This is a genomic window from Stenotrophomonas sp. YAU14D1_LEIMI4_1 (assembly GCF_003086815.1).
In the GTDB taxonomy this organism is placed as follows: Bacteria; Pseudomonadota; Gammaproteobacteria; order Xanthomonadales; family Xanthomonadaceae; genus Stenotrophomonas.
This window is the reverse complement of record NZ_CP025997.1, coordinates 1,706,619-1,720,291: the sequence shown is the minus strand read 5'-3', so window position 1 is coordinate 1,720,291 and position 13,673 is coordinate 1,706,619. Positions and strand designations below refer to the sequence as shown.

The 13,673-nt window shown below is 66.9% G+C and carries 14 protein-coding genes and 1 other RNA gene; 6 read left to right on the top strand and 9 right to left on the bottom strand.

What is annotated here, in order from left to right; genetic code table 11:
• Positions 1-20: 20 nt before the first annotated feature.
• The gene (gene fur / locus C1932_RS08065; RefSeq protein WP_108749330.1) at positions 21-428 is read right to left on the bottom strand and encodes a ferric iron uptake transcriptional regulator; all 408 of its coding nucleotides are present in this window, start codon (positions 426-428) and stop codon (positions 21-23) included.
• Between the two features lie 103 nt (positions 429-531).
• Here fur and bamE point away from each other — a divergent pair, with 103 nt between their 5' ends.
• Positions 532-921, top strand: a complete 390-nt coding sequence (gene bamE / locus C1932_RS08060) for an outer membrane protein assembly factor BamE (protein ID WP_108749329.1) — start codon at positions 532-534, stop codon at positions 919-921.
• A 36-nt stretch (positions 922-957) separates the two neighbouring features.
• Here the strand turns inward: bamE and C1932_RS08055 are convergent, their stop codons facing one another.
• Complete coding sequence (locus C1932_RS08055) at positions 958-1,215, bottom strand: RnfH family protein (RefSeq protein WP_108752817.1); 258 nt, start codon at positions 1,213-1,215, stop codon at positions 958-960.
• Between the two features lie 3 nt (positions 1,216-1,218).
• A complete protein-coding gene (locus C1932_RS08050) occupies positions 1,219-1,644 on the bottom strand; it encodes a type II toxin-antitoxin system RatA family toxin (RefSeq protein ID WP_108749327.1) in 426 nt (141 codons plus the stop codon).
• Positions 1,645-1,701: 57 nt separating this feature from the next.
• On the opposite strand from C1932_RS08050, the gene smpB reads away from it, so the two are divergent.
• Positions 1,702-2,205, top strand: a complete 504-nt coding sequence (gene smpB / locus C1932_RS08045) for an SsrA-binding protein SmpB (protein ID WP_065722998.1) — start codon at positions 1,702-1,704, stop codon at positions 2,203-2,205.
• Between the two features lie 194 nt (positions 2,206-2,399).
• Here the strand turns inward: smpB and C1932_RS08040 are convergent, their stop codons facing one another.
• Positions 2,400-2,972: a hypothetical protein gene (locus C1932_RS08040; protein WP_108761779.1), complete on the bottom strand. Its 573-nt coding sequence runs from the start codon at positions 2,970-2,972 to the stop codon at positions 2,400-2,402.
• A gap of 228 nt (positions 2,973-3,200) precedes the next feature.
• Here C1932_RS08040 and ssrA point away from each other — a divergent pair.
• Positions 3,201-3,554, top strand: a transfer-messenger RNA (tmRNA) gene (ssrA, locus tag C1932_RS08035).
• A 162-nt stretch (positions 3,555-3,716) separates the two neighbouring features.
• A complete protein-coding gene (locus C1932_RS08030) occupies positions 3,717-4,193 on the top strand; it encodes a hypothetical protein (protein WP_108761778.1) in 477 nt (158 codons plus the stop codon).
• An 18-nt stretch (positions 4,194-4,211) separates the two neighbouring features.
• On the opposite strand, the gene C1932_RS08025 is transcribed toward C1932_RS08030, so the two are convergent.
• Positions 4,212-4,667 carry a methyltransferase gene (locus C1932_RS08025; RefSeq protein WP_108763385.1) on the bottom strand — a complete coding sequence of 152 codons (456 nt, stop codon included), beginning with the start codon at positions 4,665-4,667 and terminating at the stop codon, positions 4,212-4,214.
• A gap of 108 nt (positions 4,668-4,775) precedes the next feature.
• Between C1932_RS08025 and C1932_RS08020 the strand changes: the two genes are divergently transcribed.
• Complete coding sequence (locus C1932_RS08020; RefSeq protein ID WP_108761777.1) at positions 4,776-6,803, top strand: alpha/beta fold hydrolase; 2,028 nt, start codon at positions 4,776-4,778, stop codon at positions 6,801-6,803.
• 98 nt (positions 6,804-6,901) lie between these two features.
• Positions 6,902-7,756: an endonuclease/exonuclease/phosphatase family protein gene (locus C1932_RS08015; protein ID WP_108761776.1), complete on the top strand. Its 855-nt coding sequence runs from the start codon at positions 6,902-6,904 to the stop codon at positions 7,754-7,756.
• Between the two features lie 16 nt (positions 7,757-7,772).
• Here C1932_RS08015 and C1932_RS08010 read toward each other — a convergent pair whose 3' ends face one another.
• The 4 genes from C1932_RS08010 to C1932_RS07995 all read right to left on the bottom strand — a co-directional run bounded on the left by C1932_RS08010 (position 7,773) and on the right by C1932_RS07995 (position 13,583).
• The gene (locus tag C1932_RS08010) at positions 7,773-8,036 is read right to left on the bottom strand and encodes a hypothetical protein (protein WP_108761775.1); all 264 of its coding nucleotides are present in this window, start codon (positions 8,034-8,036) and stop codon (positions 7,773-7,775) included.
• Between the two features lie 163 nt (positions 8,037-8,199).
• Entirely contained in the window at positions 8,200-9,615 is a 1,416-nt protein-coding gene (locus C1932_RS08005; RefSeq protein WP_108752812.1) for an efflux transporter outer membrane subunit, read from the bottom strand.
• On the bottom strand, positions 9,609-10,346 hold the full coding sequence (locus C1932_RS08000) for an SDR family oxidoreductase (protein ID WP_108752811.1): 738 nt from the start codon (positions 10,344-10,346) through the stop codon (positions 9,609-9,611). Before C1932_RS08000 ends, C1932_RS08005 begins: the two co-directional genes overlap by 7 nt.
• A gap of 66 nt (positions 10,347-10,412) precedes the next feature.
• The gene (locus C1932_RS07995) at positions 10,413-13,583 is read right to left on the bottom strand and encodes a multidrug efflux RND transporter permease subunit (RefSeq protein ID WP_108761774.1); all 3,171 of its coding nucleotides are present in this window, start codon (positions 13,581-13,583) and stop codon (positions 10,413-10,415) included.
• Positions 13,584-13,673 lie beyond the last annotated feature (90 nt).

Here is a 13,673-nt window from a genome sequence, read left to right as displayed (position 1 = left end):
TCACAGCGGGCGGGAAACCGTTACTTGCGCTTCTTGCGCACGTACAGCACCAGCGAATGCTCTTCCAGCTCGTAGCCATGCTCGGCCGCGATCTTGCGCTGCAGCTCTTCGATTTCGTGGCTTTCGAACTCGATGATCTTGCCGCTGTCCACATCGACCATGTGGTCGTGGTGGCCGCCGCGGTCCAGCTCGTAGACGGCCTGGCCGCCTTCGAAGTTGTGCTTCAGCACCAGGCCGGCGGCCTCGAACTGGGTCAGCACCCGGTACACCGTGGCCAGGCCGATCTCGTCGCCGTGCTCCAGCAGCTGGCGGTAGATGTCTTCGGCGGTCATGTGGTGCTGGGCATTGCGCTGCTCGAGCAGCGCCAGGATCCGCATCCGCGGATGGGTCACCTTCAGGCCGACTTTGCGCAGGTCGTGGGTTTCCATAGGTCTCCGTTCATTGGCGATTTAGCGCCAGCTGCCTCGGATTGGGTCGCGGTGGCACGCCGGGAGTGTATCATCGGTTCGATTTCCCCAAACGCCCTTTCCGATGCGCAATCTCCTGCTGGTCGCCACCATCGCTCTGTCCACCACCGGGTGCGGCATCATCTACAAGCAACCGATCTACCAGGGCAACCTGATCCGCGAGGACGCCGTTGCCAAGCTGCAGGTCGGCCAGAGCAAGCAGCAGGTGAATGCGCTGCTGGGCACGCCCTCGGTGCCCGATCCCTTCCACGCCCAGCGCTGGGACTACACCTCCAGCGAGCGCGTGAACCGCCTCGGTCGTACCGAAGTGAAGAACTTCACCGTCTACTTCGAAAACGACGTGGTCACCCGTTGGGAAGGCGATTACTTCCCGGCCAACGACAAGGCCCTGGCCCAGCAGACCGTGCGCCAGTTCGGCCGCAACCTGCCTAAGGACAAGAAGAAGGGCCGCTGAGCCCCGCTTGGCCGCGCCGCCTCGCGGTGGCGCGGTTCAGTCGCCGCGTGCGCGCTTGCGCCGGTTGTCCTTGGGGTCGGCCAGCAGCGGGCGCAGCAGTTCCACCCGGTCGCCGTCGTGCAGCACCTGCTGCGGGCGGGCCAGAACGCCATGCACGGCCAGCGCCGGGCAGTCGGCACTGCCTTCCAGCGCAGCGGCAGCGACCGCATCGGCCACGGTGGCACCCTCTTCCAGCTGCAGCCGGCGCGCCAGCACGCGCTGCGGCCAGGCCAGCACCACCTCGACCTCGATCATCGCTCAGCCCTCGTCGGCCACGCGCACGAAATCGTTGACCATGCGATCGGCCAGCCCCTGGAAGCCGATGGCCAGCGCCGGCCCCAGCAGGCGTGAGCTGGGTTCGAATTCCAGGGTCAGGGTCACCTTGCAGGCATCCTCGGCCAGGGCATGGAACTCCCAGCGGCCGTGCAGCTGCTTGAACGGGCCGTCGCGCAGCTGCATATCAATGCTGTGCGGGCGCTGCAGGGTGTTTTCGGTCTGGAACCAGGTGCTGAACGAGCCCAGGCCCAGGTCCAGGCGGGCCACCAGCCGGTCCTCGCCCTGTTCCAGGATGCGGGCATCGGAACACCAGCGGAAGCGGCGCGGATAGGCCTGCACGTCGTTGACGAGATCGAACATGCGGGCGGAGGAATGTTCGACCAGGGCGCTGCGGCGGATAGTAGGCATAAAGAAGGAACGTCTCGGCAATCGACCGGGCGGGCCCGAATCGGAGACAATACGGAAATGAGCAAGAACAGCGGCAAGGATAAAGCAAAGAACGCGACGGCCAACAAGACCATCGCGTTGAACAAGCGTGCCCGCCACGAGTACCACATCGAAGAGCGCTTCGAGGCGGGCCTGGCCCTGCAGGGCTGGGAGGTGAAGTCGATCCGCGCCGGGCGCGGCAACATCATCGACGCCTACGCCTACGTGAAGCAGGGCGAGATCTTCCTGATCGGCGCGCAGATCACCCCGTTGATCCAGGCCTCGACCCACGTGGTGGCCAACGACCGCCGCGAGCGCAAGCTGCTACTGCACCGGAGCGAGATCGACAAGCTGGTCGGCAAGGTCGAGCGCGATGGCTACACGATCGTGCCCACCGCCATGTACTGGAGCAAGAACAAGATCAAGCTGGAAGTGGCGCTGGCCAAAGGCAAGCAGACCCACGACAAGCGCGATGCCGCCAAGGACCGCGACTGGGCCATCGAAAAGCAACGCGTCATGCGCCGCGGCAACCGCGACGCCTGAAGCACCGCCTCGCATCGGTAGCGCCGAGCCGTGCTCGGCTGCCCTGCTCGGTAGAGTCGAGCTTGCTCGACTGCTGTTGCTTCGCTTCGTAGAGTCGAGCTTGCTCGACTGTGGCGGACTGATCAGTCGAGCAAGCTCGACTCTACGCAGGGCTTGGATCAGTCGAGCAAGCTCGACTCTACCCCCCGCCCCGGTCAACCGGCCAGCATGCCCCGCCCGCCCAGGCGCGGCGCCAGCGCTGCATGCATCACCGCCAGGTGCATCACCACCGCCAGTTCCTGCGCATGGCGGTCATCGCCGGCGCGCCACTGCTGGGCCAGGCGCGCCGCGTCGGCCGGCAGCAGCGACAGCAACTGCGCATCATCCAGCGCATCGGCCGCGCCCTGCAGCTGCCGCGCGGTCTGCCGCGACTGCCACACATGCACGCCCATGCTCAGGCTGGCCAGCGACATCAGGGTCAGCGCCAGCCCATGTTCGAACCATTGCGCCAGCACGTCCGGCCCCCACAGCAGGGCCGCCAGCACCGCCAGCGCCGGCAACCGCCAGCCCAGCCAGTGCATGCGCCCGCGCTGCGGCCAATGCACCACCACCGCACTGGCCACCAGCGCCGCCGCGGCCGTGGCCGGCAACTCACTCAACCAGGTGGCCGCCAGCAGCATCCCCATGACCGCCCACACCCACGTCGGCGGCACCGCCCGGCGCTGGTAGTCCGCGCCCACCGGCCCGACCAGTTGTCGCAGGCTGCGCTGTTGCTTGGCTTCGGTCACCCACTGTCTCCGTGTCGATCCTGGCTCGGATGGTCGCTGCCAGTGTGTCGCAATTTCGTGCCAGGGAAGTTAGCAATCCGCTATGACAAAGGCTCTACAACCTGTTGCGGATTGAAAAACCGGCGAAGGTGACGGTTCAGCATTTTTGCCGTAGCATTACAGGCGTTGGGCAGGCTTGTGCCGTTGCAACACGGAACCGGCCTTGTACCTTGCAGCACTGTAGAAACCGGGGGTGCATTGGTTTCGACGGGGGTTGTGAAGTCGCCTGGCGCATGCCGAGGGGGTAGCTTTCCTCGTAAATCCAGCTGCAAAACTCTAGTTGCCAACGACGACAACTACGCTCTGGCCGCTTAAGGCCTAAGCCTCGAAACCGCTTGTGTCCATGCTCGCGGTGTAGAGTCACTATCATGGAATCGCGCTGGGCGGCTGCCTGTCAGTCCGGCACTAGAACACAACAGGCTGGTCCCCGGGTGCGCTTTGCACACCGTGCTGCTCGGGGGCGAGATCCAACGGTGAGCTAAGCATGTAGTGCTGGGGATGGAGTGCCTTCGGACGGCGGTTCAATTCCGCCCACCTCCACCATCTGTATGGCCTGTCGAGGCCGCAAGAAGCCGGATCTCCCACCAAGGGGTTCCGGCTTTTTTGTTGCCGTTTTCCTGCCCGCGGTGACAGCCCACCCATGCCTGCCGCACACTGCAGAACCAACGGCCACTCCCCTGCCCGGACACCCCAGAAGGATCTGCCATGAATCTCCGTCTGCCCACCCTGCTGCTCGCCCTGGCCACTGGCGCTACCGCCACCGCCACCGCCGCGCCCGCCACCAAGCCCACCGCCGCCCTGGAAACCCTGCTGGCCTGCCGGCCCGGTTCCGATTTCACCCAGGCCCAGGCCGAACAGGCGCTGCTCGCGGCCGGGCTGACCCCGGTGCCGGGCGGCGTATTCCAGCCCAAGGGCGGCAAGGTGGCACTGCTGGGCGGCAGTGTGACCAGTGCCGATGTCAGCGTGATTGCCGGCGGGCAGAAGAGCATCCACGTGTACCTGCAGGGCATCACCGCCGCGCAGGTCGGCCGCAGCCTGTCGGTCACCACGGTAAACGACGATGCCGACACCGAGGCGCCCTCCTATATCCGCAGGGTCGATGCCCGCCACACCCAGCACGTGGGCGCGGCCGACGATTACGAGGGCTATTCGGCCGCGGTCAGCTGCCGGATCTCGCCGTAACCCTGCGCGGCACGGCGCCTACAGCCAGCGCCGCACCTGGCTGCGGAATGCCGCGTAGCGGGCACCAAAGCGCGCGGCCAGCGCGCGTTCTTCCGGCACGATCTGCAGGCGGGTGATCCACGCCACGAACAGCGGCACCACCAGAAGCGCCAGCGCATTGTGCAGCAGCAGAATCGCGCCCAGCAGCACCAGCGCCTGGCCCAGGTACATGGGGTTGCGGCTGTAGCGATAGATGCCGCCAGTCACCAGTACCGTGGTCGACGCCGGCCGCAGTGGGTTCACCGTAGTGCGCACGCGGCCGAAGGTCCACTTCGGCAGCAGGTTCAGCAGCAGGCCCAGCACGCCGATGGAAACCGCTGCCCAGGCCGGCACCGGCAGCGGCCACCCGGGCAGCAGGCCGTCCAGCGCCCACCCCGCCAGGCCGCACAGCAGCATGACCAGCGGCGGCGGAATGCGGGTTTCCAGCAGGTGCATCGGCATCTCCAGGCGTCAGCGCAAGGCCCGCAGTGTCACACACACCACCACTTTCTTCCGCGTTGACGCCGCTCCGGCTAGAGTGGCGCCACTGCGCAGGAGGACCGCATGGCATTACCGGGTTTCACCGTCGTTCGCCACATGGCGCTGGCCGCCACCGCCGTGCTGCTGCTGAGTGGCTGCGCCACGTTGCGCCAGTTCGGCCCGTCGGTGCAGGTGGGCACGGTCACCCCGGGCCAGTACATCGCGCTGAAGCGCGGCGACATCCTGACCAGCGGCAAGCTGAGTGCGGCCACCTGGGAAACGTTGCGCGTGGCCGGGCTGGATGAAACCGCGTGTGCCAAGCCAGGCCCGGCCTGCATCGAGGCGATGGAAGCCAGCATCGTGGTGCGCGAGGAGGACAAGCGTTCCAGCCTGGCCGAGCTGTGGCTGCAGTATGCGATGAGCCTGCCCGCACCCAAGCGCGAATCCCCGGCCGCGGCACGTGCGGCGGCGCCGACGCAACCGCTGGCCCCGCTCGATGCCAGCTTCCAGCCACGCCTGGATGCGTGGATGCAGGTGGCCCGCCAGGCCTACGCGTATCTGTTCTTCACCGAGCGCACCGCCAACCAGCGCGGCTTCGAAGACCGCCAGACCCAGGTGCGCGATTACTACAACCTGGCCGTGCAGGAAGCCTCGGTGATGCTGTTCGAGGTGTATTCGCGCGGCGACGCCGGCAGCGACCGTTCGCGCCTGCAGGTGGGGCCGTGGACCTTCGTGCTGGCCCCCGATGCCGACGGTGCTACCCAGGACGGCCGGCAACTGGTCGAGCTGGTGCCGGCCGCGTCGATGTCCTTCACCGGCACCCTGCGCAGCGTGCACCGCCGCGATGGCTTCGGTGCCGAGCTGGTGGCGGTGATGGCCGACCCGACCGAGCAGCCTGCTGCAGCGCCAGCGCCGGGCAGCCCGCAGGCTGCTGCCGCCTCCACCGTGCGCGACTGGAGCGAGATGCCCTCGCCGTCGATGACGGTGCTGCTGCGCTTTGCCGGCACCAACCTGTGGGAAGTGCTGCACGACAACGCGCCCACGCTGGAAATCCACGACCCCTACCAGGTGTCCGAAGTACAGCTGCATGGCGAGCAGGTGCCGCTGGCGGCCAACTTCACCGCCGGTTACGCCCTGTGGCTGGCGCGCTCCAATTTCAGCCGGCAGTCGCTGCGCTCGCTGTTCGGTGGCAAGGGCGGTATCGAGCGCCCGCATCTGTTCATGATGCAGCCGTTCGACCCGGACCGGCGCGTGCTGCTGATGATCCACGGCCTGGCCAGCAGCCCGGAAGCGTGGGTGAACGTGGCCAATGAACTGATGCGCGACGAAGAGATCCGTCGCGACTTCCAGATCTGGCAGTTCTATTACCCCACCAACATGCCGATCGCGCTCAGCCACGATGCGATCCGGCACACGCTGGACGATGTGCTGGCGCACTTCGATCCGGCCGGCAAAGATGTGGCTTCGCACGACATGGTGGTGGTCGCGCACAGCATGGGCGGGGTGATCTCGCGGCTGTTGGTTTCTTCGTCCGGCGACCATCTGGTGCAGACCCTGCTGGACACTGCGCAGATGTCGCCGGTGCAGCGCGAGCTGCTGCGCACGCGCGGCGCACCGCTGCTGAACTTCCAGCCGGAACCGGAAATCTCGCGGGTGGTGTTCATCGCCACCCCGCACCGTGGCACCGATGTGGCCGGCACGCGCCTGGGCCGATGGATCGGCAAGTTCGTGCGCCTGCCGTTGACCGTGCTGGAAGACGTGGCCAGCCTGGCCAACGACGGCCAGATCGAACGCAACGATGACAAGCACGGTTACCGCATGAACAGCATCCAGAACCTGGACAAGGACGATGCGTTCATCAAGGCGGTGGCCGACCTGCCGATGGCGCCGAAGGTGCGCTATCACTCCATCATTGCCCGCTCCAGCGCGCAGGGCCCGCTGCAGGACAGCAGCGATGGCCTGGTGCCCTACTGGAGCTCGCACCTGCCGCATGCGCAGTCTGAAAAGGTGATCGTGTCCGGCCACAGCGTGCAGGAAGCGACACCGGCCATCGTCGAGCTGCGGCGCATCCTGCACGAGGACATGCAGGCGCACGACGCCCCACGCAACTGAAGCCCCTGCCGGCCGCCAGCGGCCACACCCGGCATATCCGCGGGGTGCCATCCGTGCGATCCTCTGGAATCGTTTTCATGGAATGGAGGGATTCCACGATGTTGCAGCACGTCCGCCGCACCGCGCTCTGCGCGCTGCTGGCCCTGGCCCTGCCGGCCGCCGCCTGGGCTGCCACCCCGGCACCCCTGAAAGTCATGTCGTTCAATGTGCGCACGCCGGCCGATACCGAGCCGGGCAAGCGCTGGCCGGACCGCCGCGATGCGATGGTCAAGGTCATCCTGGAGGCCCACCCGGCGGTGATCGGCACCCAGGAACTGGTGCCGGAACAGGCCAGCTACCTGGCCGAGCACCTGCCGGGCTACCGCTGGTTCGGCAAGGGCCGCCGCGGCGGCGACGGCGACGAGCACATGGGCGTGTTCTACGACAGCAAGGTGCTGGCGATCGAGCAGTCCGGCGACTTCTGGCTGTCGGACACCCCGGACGTGGCGGGCAGCATCACCTGGGGCAACCTGTACCCGCGCATGGTCACCTGGGCGCTGTTCCGCCGCCTGGACGACGGCCGCCGCTTCTACTTCATGGACACCCACCTGCCCTACCGCGACGAGGATGAGCCGCGCCGGCAGAAGGGTGCCGAACTGATCGCCCAGCGCGTGGCCGGCCTGCCGGCGGATCTGCCGGTGGTGCTGACCGGCGACTTCAACAGCGAACCGGGCAGCGGCACCTACCAGGCCTTCACCCGCGTGCTGCAGGACACCCGCACCCAGGTGGCCGCACCGAAGGGGCCGCGCAAGACCTTCCATGATTTCACCGGCACGGCCACCACGCAGCTGGACTGGGTGCTGGTGCGCGGCTTCCACGCCCGCAGCTTCACCACCGACGACCGCCGCATCGGCGGCGTGCTGCCCTCGGACCACTTCCCGCTGGTGGTGGAACTGGACTGGCCGAAACCCTGACCGATACGCCCCCTGCTCAGGGCGGGGGGCGCTTATCCAACAGGCGGAACAGCGCCTGATGCTGGTCGCGCGCCTGGAAGATGCGTGCGGCCACCGCCAGGAGCAGGGCCACGCAGATCAGGCCGACGCCGAGCATGGAATCGGGCAGGCGCATGAAACCCACGGCGCCGGTCAGCGCGGCCAGCACCATCAGCACCACCACTGCCACCGACAGCCCTGCGCCAGGCAGGCCGGGATCGCCAAACAGCATCCGCTGGGTGGATCGCTTCTCGTCACGCATCGCCGGTCCTTGCTGGGGGGTGTCCCACTAGGTACACCGCGCAGGCAGATTCCGGCAGAGTCAGAAACGACATGGCGCCGACAGGCGTTGCCGCCAGACCGTGCAGTGCGCGGGCATCACGCCGCCAGCCACGCTGGATACGACGTGATGCCCTCGCCTGCTGTCAGCGGCTGGCCACCGCCGGCTGCGGCGCCTGCCCCCAACCGCCCAGTGCCTTGTAGACACCGACCACACTGACATTCACTTCCGCCTCGGCTGCGGCCAGCGCATCGTCGGCGGCCAACTGGGTGCGCTGCGCATCCAGCAGGGTCAGGAAGTCTTCCGAACCTTCGCGGAAGCGGATCTGCGCCAGCGATTCGGCACGTCGTGCCGCCTGCGCCTGCTCGACCACGATGGCCAGACGCGCCTGCTGCTTGGAATAGCGGGTCAGCGCGTTTTCGGTGTCTTCCAGGGCCAGCAGCACGGCCTGTTCGTACTGCGCCGCCACGCCTTCGGCTTCGGCCTTGCTGGCACGCAGGCGCGCCTTCACCGTACCGAAGTCGAATGCGGCCCAGCTGATCGACGGGGTGAGCGACCACGCCTTGTTGTTGCCGTTGACCAGGCCGCTGGCATCGCCGCCGAGGAAACCGACGAAGCCGGACAGCGACAGACGCGGGAAGAGATCGGCGGTAGCCACGCCTACCCGCGCGGTGGCAGCGGCCAGGCGGCGTTCGGCCATGCGCACATCGGCACGCTGGCGCAGCAGTTCGCGGGTATCGCCCAGCGGCAGCGCCTTGGCAAATGCCGGCACGTCATGCGGGGCCAGCATCGCGGTCAGCACTTCCGGGCGCTGGCCCAGCAGTACGGCCAGGCGATTGCGCGACTGCGCTTCGGCCACTTCCAGCAGCGGAATGTCGGCCTCGATCGCCTTCAGGCGCGCACGGCTGCTCTGCACGTCCAGTTCGCTGCCGGCGCCCAGTTCCCAGCGCGCTTCGGTCAGCTTCTGCGTATCGCGCAGGTTTTCCAGCGTGTGCTGGGCCACCGCGATGCGCTTCTGGGTGCCACGCAGTTCGAAGTAGTTGCGCGCCACTTCGGCCGCCACCAGCACCTGCGCGTCGGCCAGGTTGGCCTGCTCGGCGCCCAGATCGGCACGCGCGGCTTCGGCGGCGCGGCGCTTGCGGCCGAACAGATCCAGTTCCCAGCCGGCATCGAAGCCGAGCTGGTAGCTTTCGCTGAACACCCGCTCGCCACCCTGCTGTGCATCGGGCTGCTTGCGGCGGTCGTAGCTGCCACCGGCGGTGACATGCGGGGCCTGATCGAAGCGGCTTTCCACGAACACCGCGCGGGCCTGGCTGACGCGGGCCACGGCCACGCGCAGGTCCAGGTTGTCCGACAGGGCGCCGTGCACCAGCTCTTCCAGCACCGGATCGTCGAACTGCGCCCACCAGCTGGCCACCGGCGCGGCCGTGCTGAACACCGTCTGCTGCGCGCTCTGCAGGGCCACCGGTTCCTGCACCGGTGCCTTGTAGTTGGGGCCGACGGTCACGCAGCCGGCCAGCACCAGGCTGGACACGGCGGCGGCCAAGGTACGGATCACCACGGCAGCACCTCGCCCAGGTAGGTGAAGCTGCCGCTGGCGCCGGCTTCGCCGATCAGCGCCATTTCCACGCTGGAACGGGCGCCTTCGCTGATTTCGATTTCGCCGTTGCCACCGTTCATGTCGGTCTTCACGTAACCGGGGTGCACGGTGTTGACCTTGATCGGCGTGTTGCGCAGCTCGTAGGCCAGGGCCAGGGTCCAGCTGTTCACCGCCGCCTTGGAGGCGTTGTAGGCGGGAATCTTGAAATCGTAGATGCCCGAGTTCGGGTCGGCATGCAGGGTCTGCGAACCGAGCATGCTGGACACGTTGACGATGCGGCCCGACTTGGCCTGCTTGACCAGCGGCAGGAAGGCCTGGGTGACCGCCACGAGCGCATACACGTTGGTGTCGAAGGTGCGGCGCCAGGTATCGAGCGACTGCTCGGACGGTGCCTGCGCCGGGTTCTCGATCATGATGCCGGCGTTGTTCACCAGGATGTCCAGGCGACCGTGGCGCTGGCGCACCTGTTCGGCGGCTTCGGCAATGCTGGCCGCATCGGTCACGTCCAGCTGGATGGCTTCCACCGGCAGGCCTTCGGCCTGCAGCTGCAACGCCTGTTCCACCGCCGTTTCGCGCTTGCGACCGGCCAGCAGCGTGTGCACGCCGGCCTGCGCCAGCTGGCGCACGGTTTCCAGGCCGATGCCGCGGGTGGCACCGGTAACCAGGGCAATCTTGTTCTGATGGGTGTTCATGGGGTCATGCCTCGATAGGGGAAAGCGGGCGCCGGCACCGGGCCGGCGCAACCGCTGTTTTCCAGGTCAGTGATGGATGGTCGGTTCGCCGTGCTGCACCAGCTGGCCACCGCCGTTGCGGGTGACGAACTTGCGCAGGGCGACGTAGAACACGGGGGTCAGGAACAGGCCGAACAGGGTCACGCCCAGCATGCCGGCGAACACGGTGATGCCGGTAACCGAGCGTACCTCGGCACCTGCGCCATGCGACAGCACCAGCGGCACGGTGCCGGCGATGAAGGCGATGGAGGTCATCACGATCGGGCGCAGGCGCAGGCGGCAGGCTTCCAGCGCGGCCTCGACAATGCCCTTGCCGCCCATTTCCAGCTCGCGGGCGAACTCGACGATCAGGATCGCGTTCTTGCACGCCAGGCCCATCAGCACCACCAGGCCCACCTGCACGAACACGTTGTTGTCACCGCCAGTCAGCCACACGCCGAACAGGGCCGACAGCAGGGTCATCGGTACGATCAGGATCACCGCCAGCGGCAGCGACCAGCTTTCGTACAGCGCGGCCAGCACCAGGAAGGCCAGCATGATCGCCACCGGGAAGACGATGAAGGCCGCCTTGCCCTGGGTCGCCTGCTGGTAGCTCAGGTCGGTCCATTCGGTGGTCATGCCCACCGGCAGCACCTTGCCGGCGATGTCGGTCAGCTTGTTCATGGCTTCGGCCGAGGACAGCACGCGCGGGTCGGCTTCACCGGCCAGGTCGGCGGCCGGGTAGCCGTTGAAGCGCAGTACCGGGTCGGGGCCGTAGGTCTGCTTCACGGTGACCATCGAACCGATCGGCACCATCTCGCCACGGTCGTTGCGGGTACGCAGCTTGCCGATGTCTTCCACGCTTTCACGGAACGGACCATCGGCCTGGGCGATCACCTGCCAGGTACGGCCGAACTGGTTGAAGTCGTTCACGTAGGCCGAGCCCAGGTAGGTCTGCAGGGTGTCGAACAGCTCGGTGAGCTGCACGCCCTGCGCCTTGGCCTTCACCCGGTCCACTTCCGCATCCAGCTGCGGCACGTTGGCCTGGTAGCTGGTGATCGGGAACGCCATGCCCGGGGTCTGTGCCACTGCACCCTGCATCGACTGCACCGCATTCTGCAGGGCGCCATAGCCCAGGTTGCCGCGGTCTTCGATGAACATCTGGTAGCCGTTGCCGTTGCCCAGGCCGAGGATCGGCGGCGGCATCATCGAGAACGCGAAGCCTTCCTGCAGGCCGGCGATCTTCTGGTTGATCTCGGCATTGATCTGCGCGGCGGTACGGCCGTGACGCTCGTTGAACGGCTTGAGCGGGATGAAGGCCACGCCGGTGTTGGGCGTGTTGGTGAACTGCAGCGCGTTCAGACCCGGGAACGAGATGGTGTGGGCCACGCCATCGGTTTCCTGGGCGATCTTGGCGACCTTGCGCAGCATTTCATCGGTACGCGCGATCGACGAGCCTTCCGGCAGCTTCACACCGGCAATCAGGTACAGCTTGTCCTGGGTGGGAATGAAGCCCGGCGGCACCAGCTTGAAGATCACACCGGTACCGACCAGCAGGATCGCGTAGACCACGAACACCGCACCGCGACGGCCGAGGATCTTCGAAACGCCACGCTCGTACTTTTCCGAGCTGGACTTGAAGAAGCGGTTGAACGGACGGAACACCCAGCCGAACAGACGGTCGATCAGGCGGCTCGGCGCATCCTTGGGCGCACCGTGCGGCTTCAGCAGGCGCGCGGCCAGCGCCGGCGACAGGGTGAGCGAGTTGATGGCCGAGATGACCGTGGAGATGGCGATGGTGACGGCGAACTGCTTGTAGAACTGGCCGGTGACACCGGACAGGAAGGCCATCGGCACGAACACCGCGCACAGCACCAGGGCGATGGCGATGATCGGCCCGGACACTTCGCGCATGGCCTGGTGTGCCGCCGCGGTGGGCGACAGGCCTTCTTCGATGTTGCGTTCAACGTTTTCCACGACCACGATCGCATCGTCCACCACGATGCCGATCGCCAGCACCAGGCCGAACAGGCTGAGCGTGTTGATCGAGAAGCCCAGCAGGTACAGCGCAGCGAACGTGCCCACCACCGACACCGGCACGGCGATCAGCGGAATGATCGAAGCGCGCCAGGTCTGCAGGAACAGGATCACCACCAGCACCACCAGGGCGATGGCTTCCAGCAGCGTGGACACCACGGCCTTGATCGAATCACGCACGAAGATGGTGGTGTCATACACCGCTTCGTACTTCACGTCGGCCGGGAACGTTTTCTGCATCTCGTCCATGGTGCCGATCACAGCATCACGGATTTCCAGCGCGTTGGCGCCGGGCGACTGGAAGATGCCGATGCCCACCGCGTTCTTGCCATCCAGCTGCGAACGCAGGGTGTAATCGCCGGCGCCCAGTTCCAGGCGGGCCACATCGGACAGGCGCACGATTTCGCCATCGGTGCCGCTCTTGAGCACGATGTCGCCGAATTCCTGCTCGCTCTTCAGTCGGCCCTGCGCGTTGATCAGGGTCAGGAACTGGCTGTTGGGCAGCGGTTCGGCACCGAGCTGGCCGGCCGAGACCTGCACGTTCTGTTCGCGCATGGCGGCCACCACGTCGCTGGCGGTCAGGCCGCGCGCGGCCACCTTGTCCGGGTCCAGCCAGGCGCGCATGGCGTAGTCACCGCCACCGAAGATCTGCGCATCACCCACGCCCTGGATGCGTGCCAGCGCGTCCTTCACGTGCAGGCGAGCGTAGTTGCGCAGGTACAGCGTGTCGTACTTGCCATTGGGCGAGGTCAGGTGCACCACCATCAGGAAGGTGGGCGACTGCTTCTGCGTGGTCACTCCCTGCCGGCGCACGTCTTCGGGCAGGCGCGCCTGCGCCTGGGCCACGCGGTTCTGCACCTTCACCGCCGCTTCGTCCGGGTCGGTGCCCGGGCGGAAGGTGATGGTCATCTGCAGCACGCCGTCCGAACCGGCCACCGACTTGAGGTACATCATGCCCTCGACGCCGTTGATCGCTTCTTCCAGCGGGGTGGCCACGGTTTCAGCAATGACCTTGGGGTTGGCGCCCGGGTAGACCGTGCGCACGACCACCGACGGCGGCACCACTTCGGGGTACTCGCCGATCGGCAGGATGGGGATCGAGATCAGGCCAGCGGCGAAGATCACGATCGACAGCACCGCCGCGAAGATCGGCCTGTCGATGAAGAAACGGGAAAAGTCCATGGAGGAATTCCTGGGAAATGCCGCCGGCGGGCAACAGCCGCCCTGCCCCTCGCCAGGATGACGAAGGCAGGGAAGGCTGCCGCAGGCGCC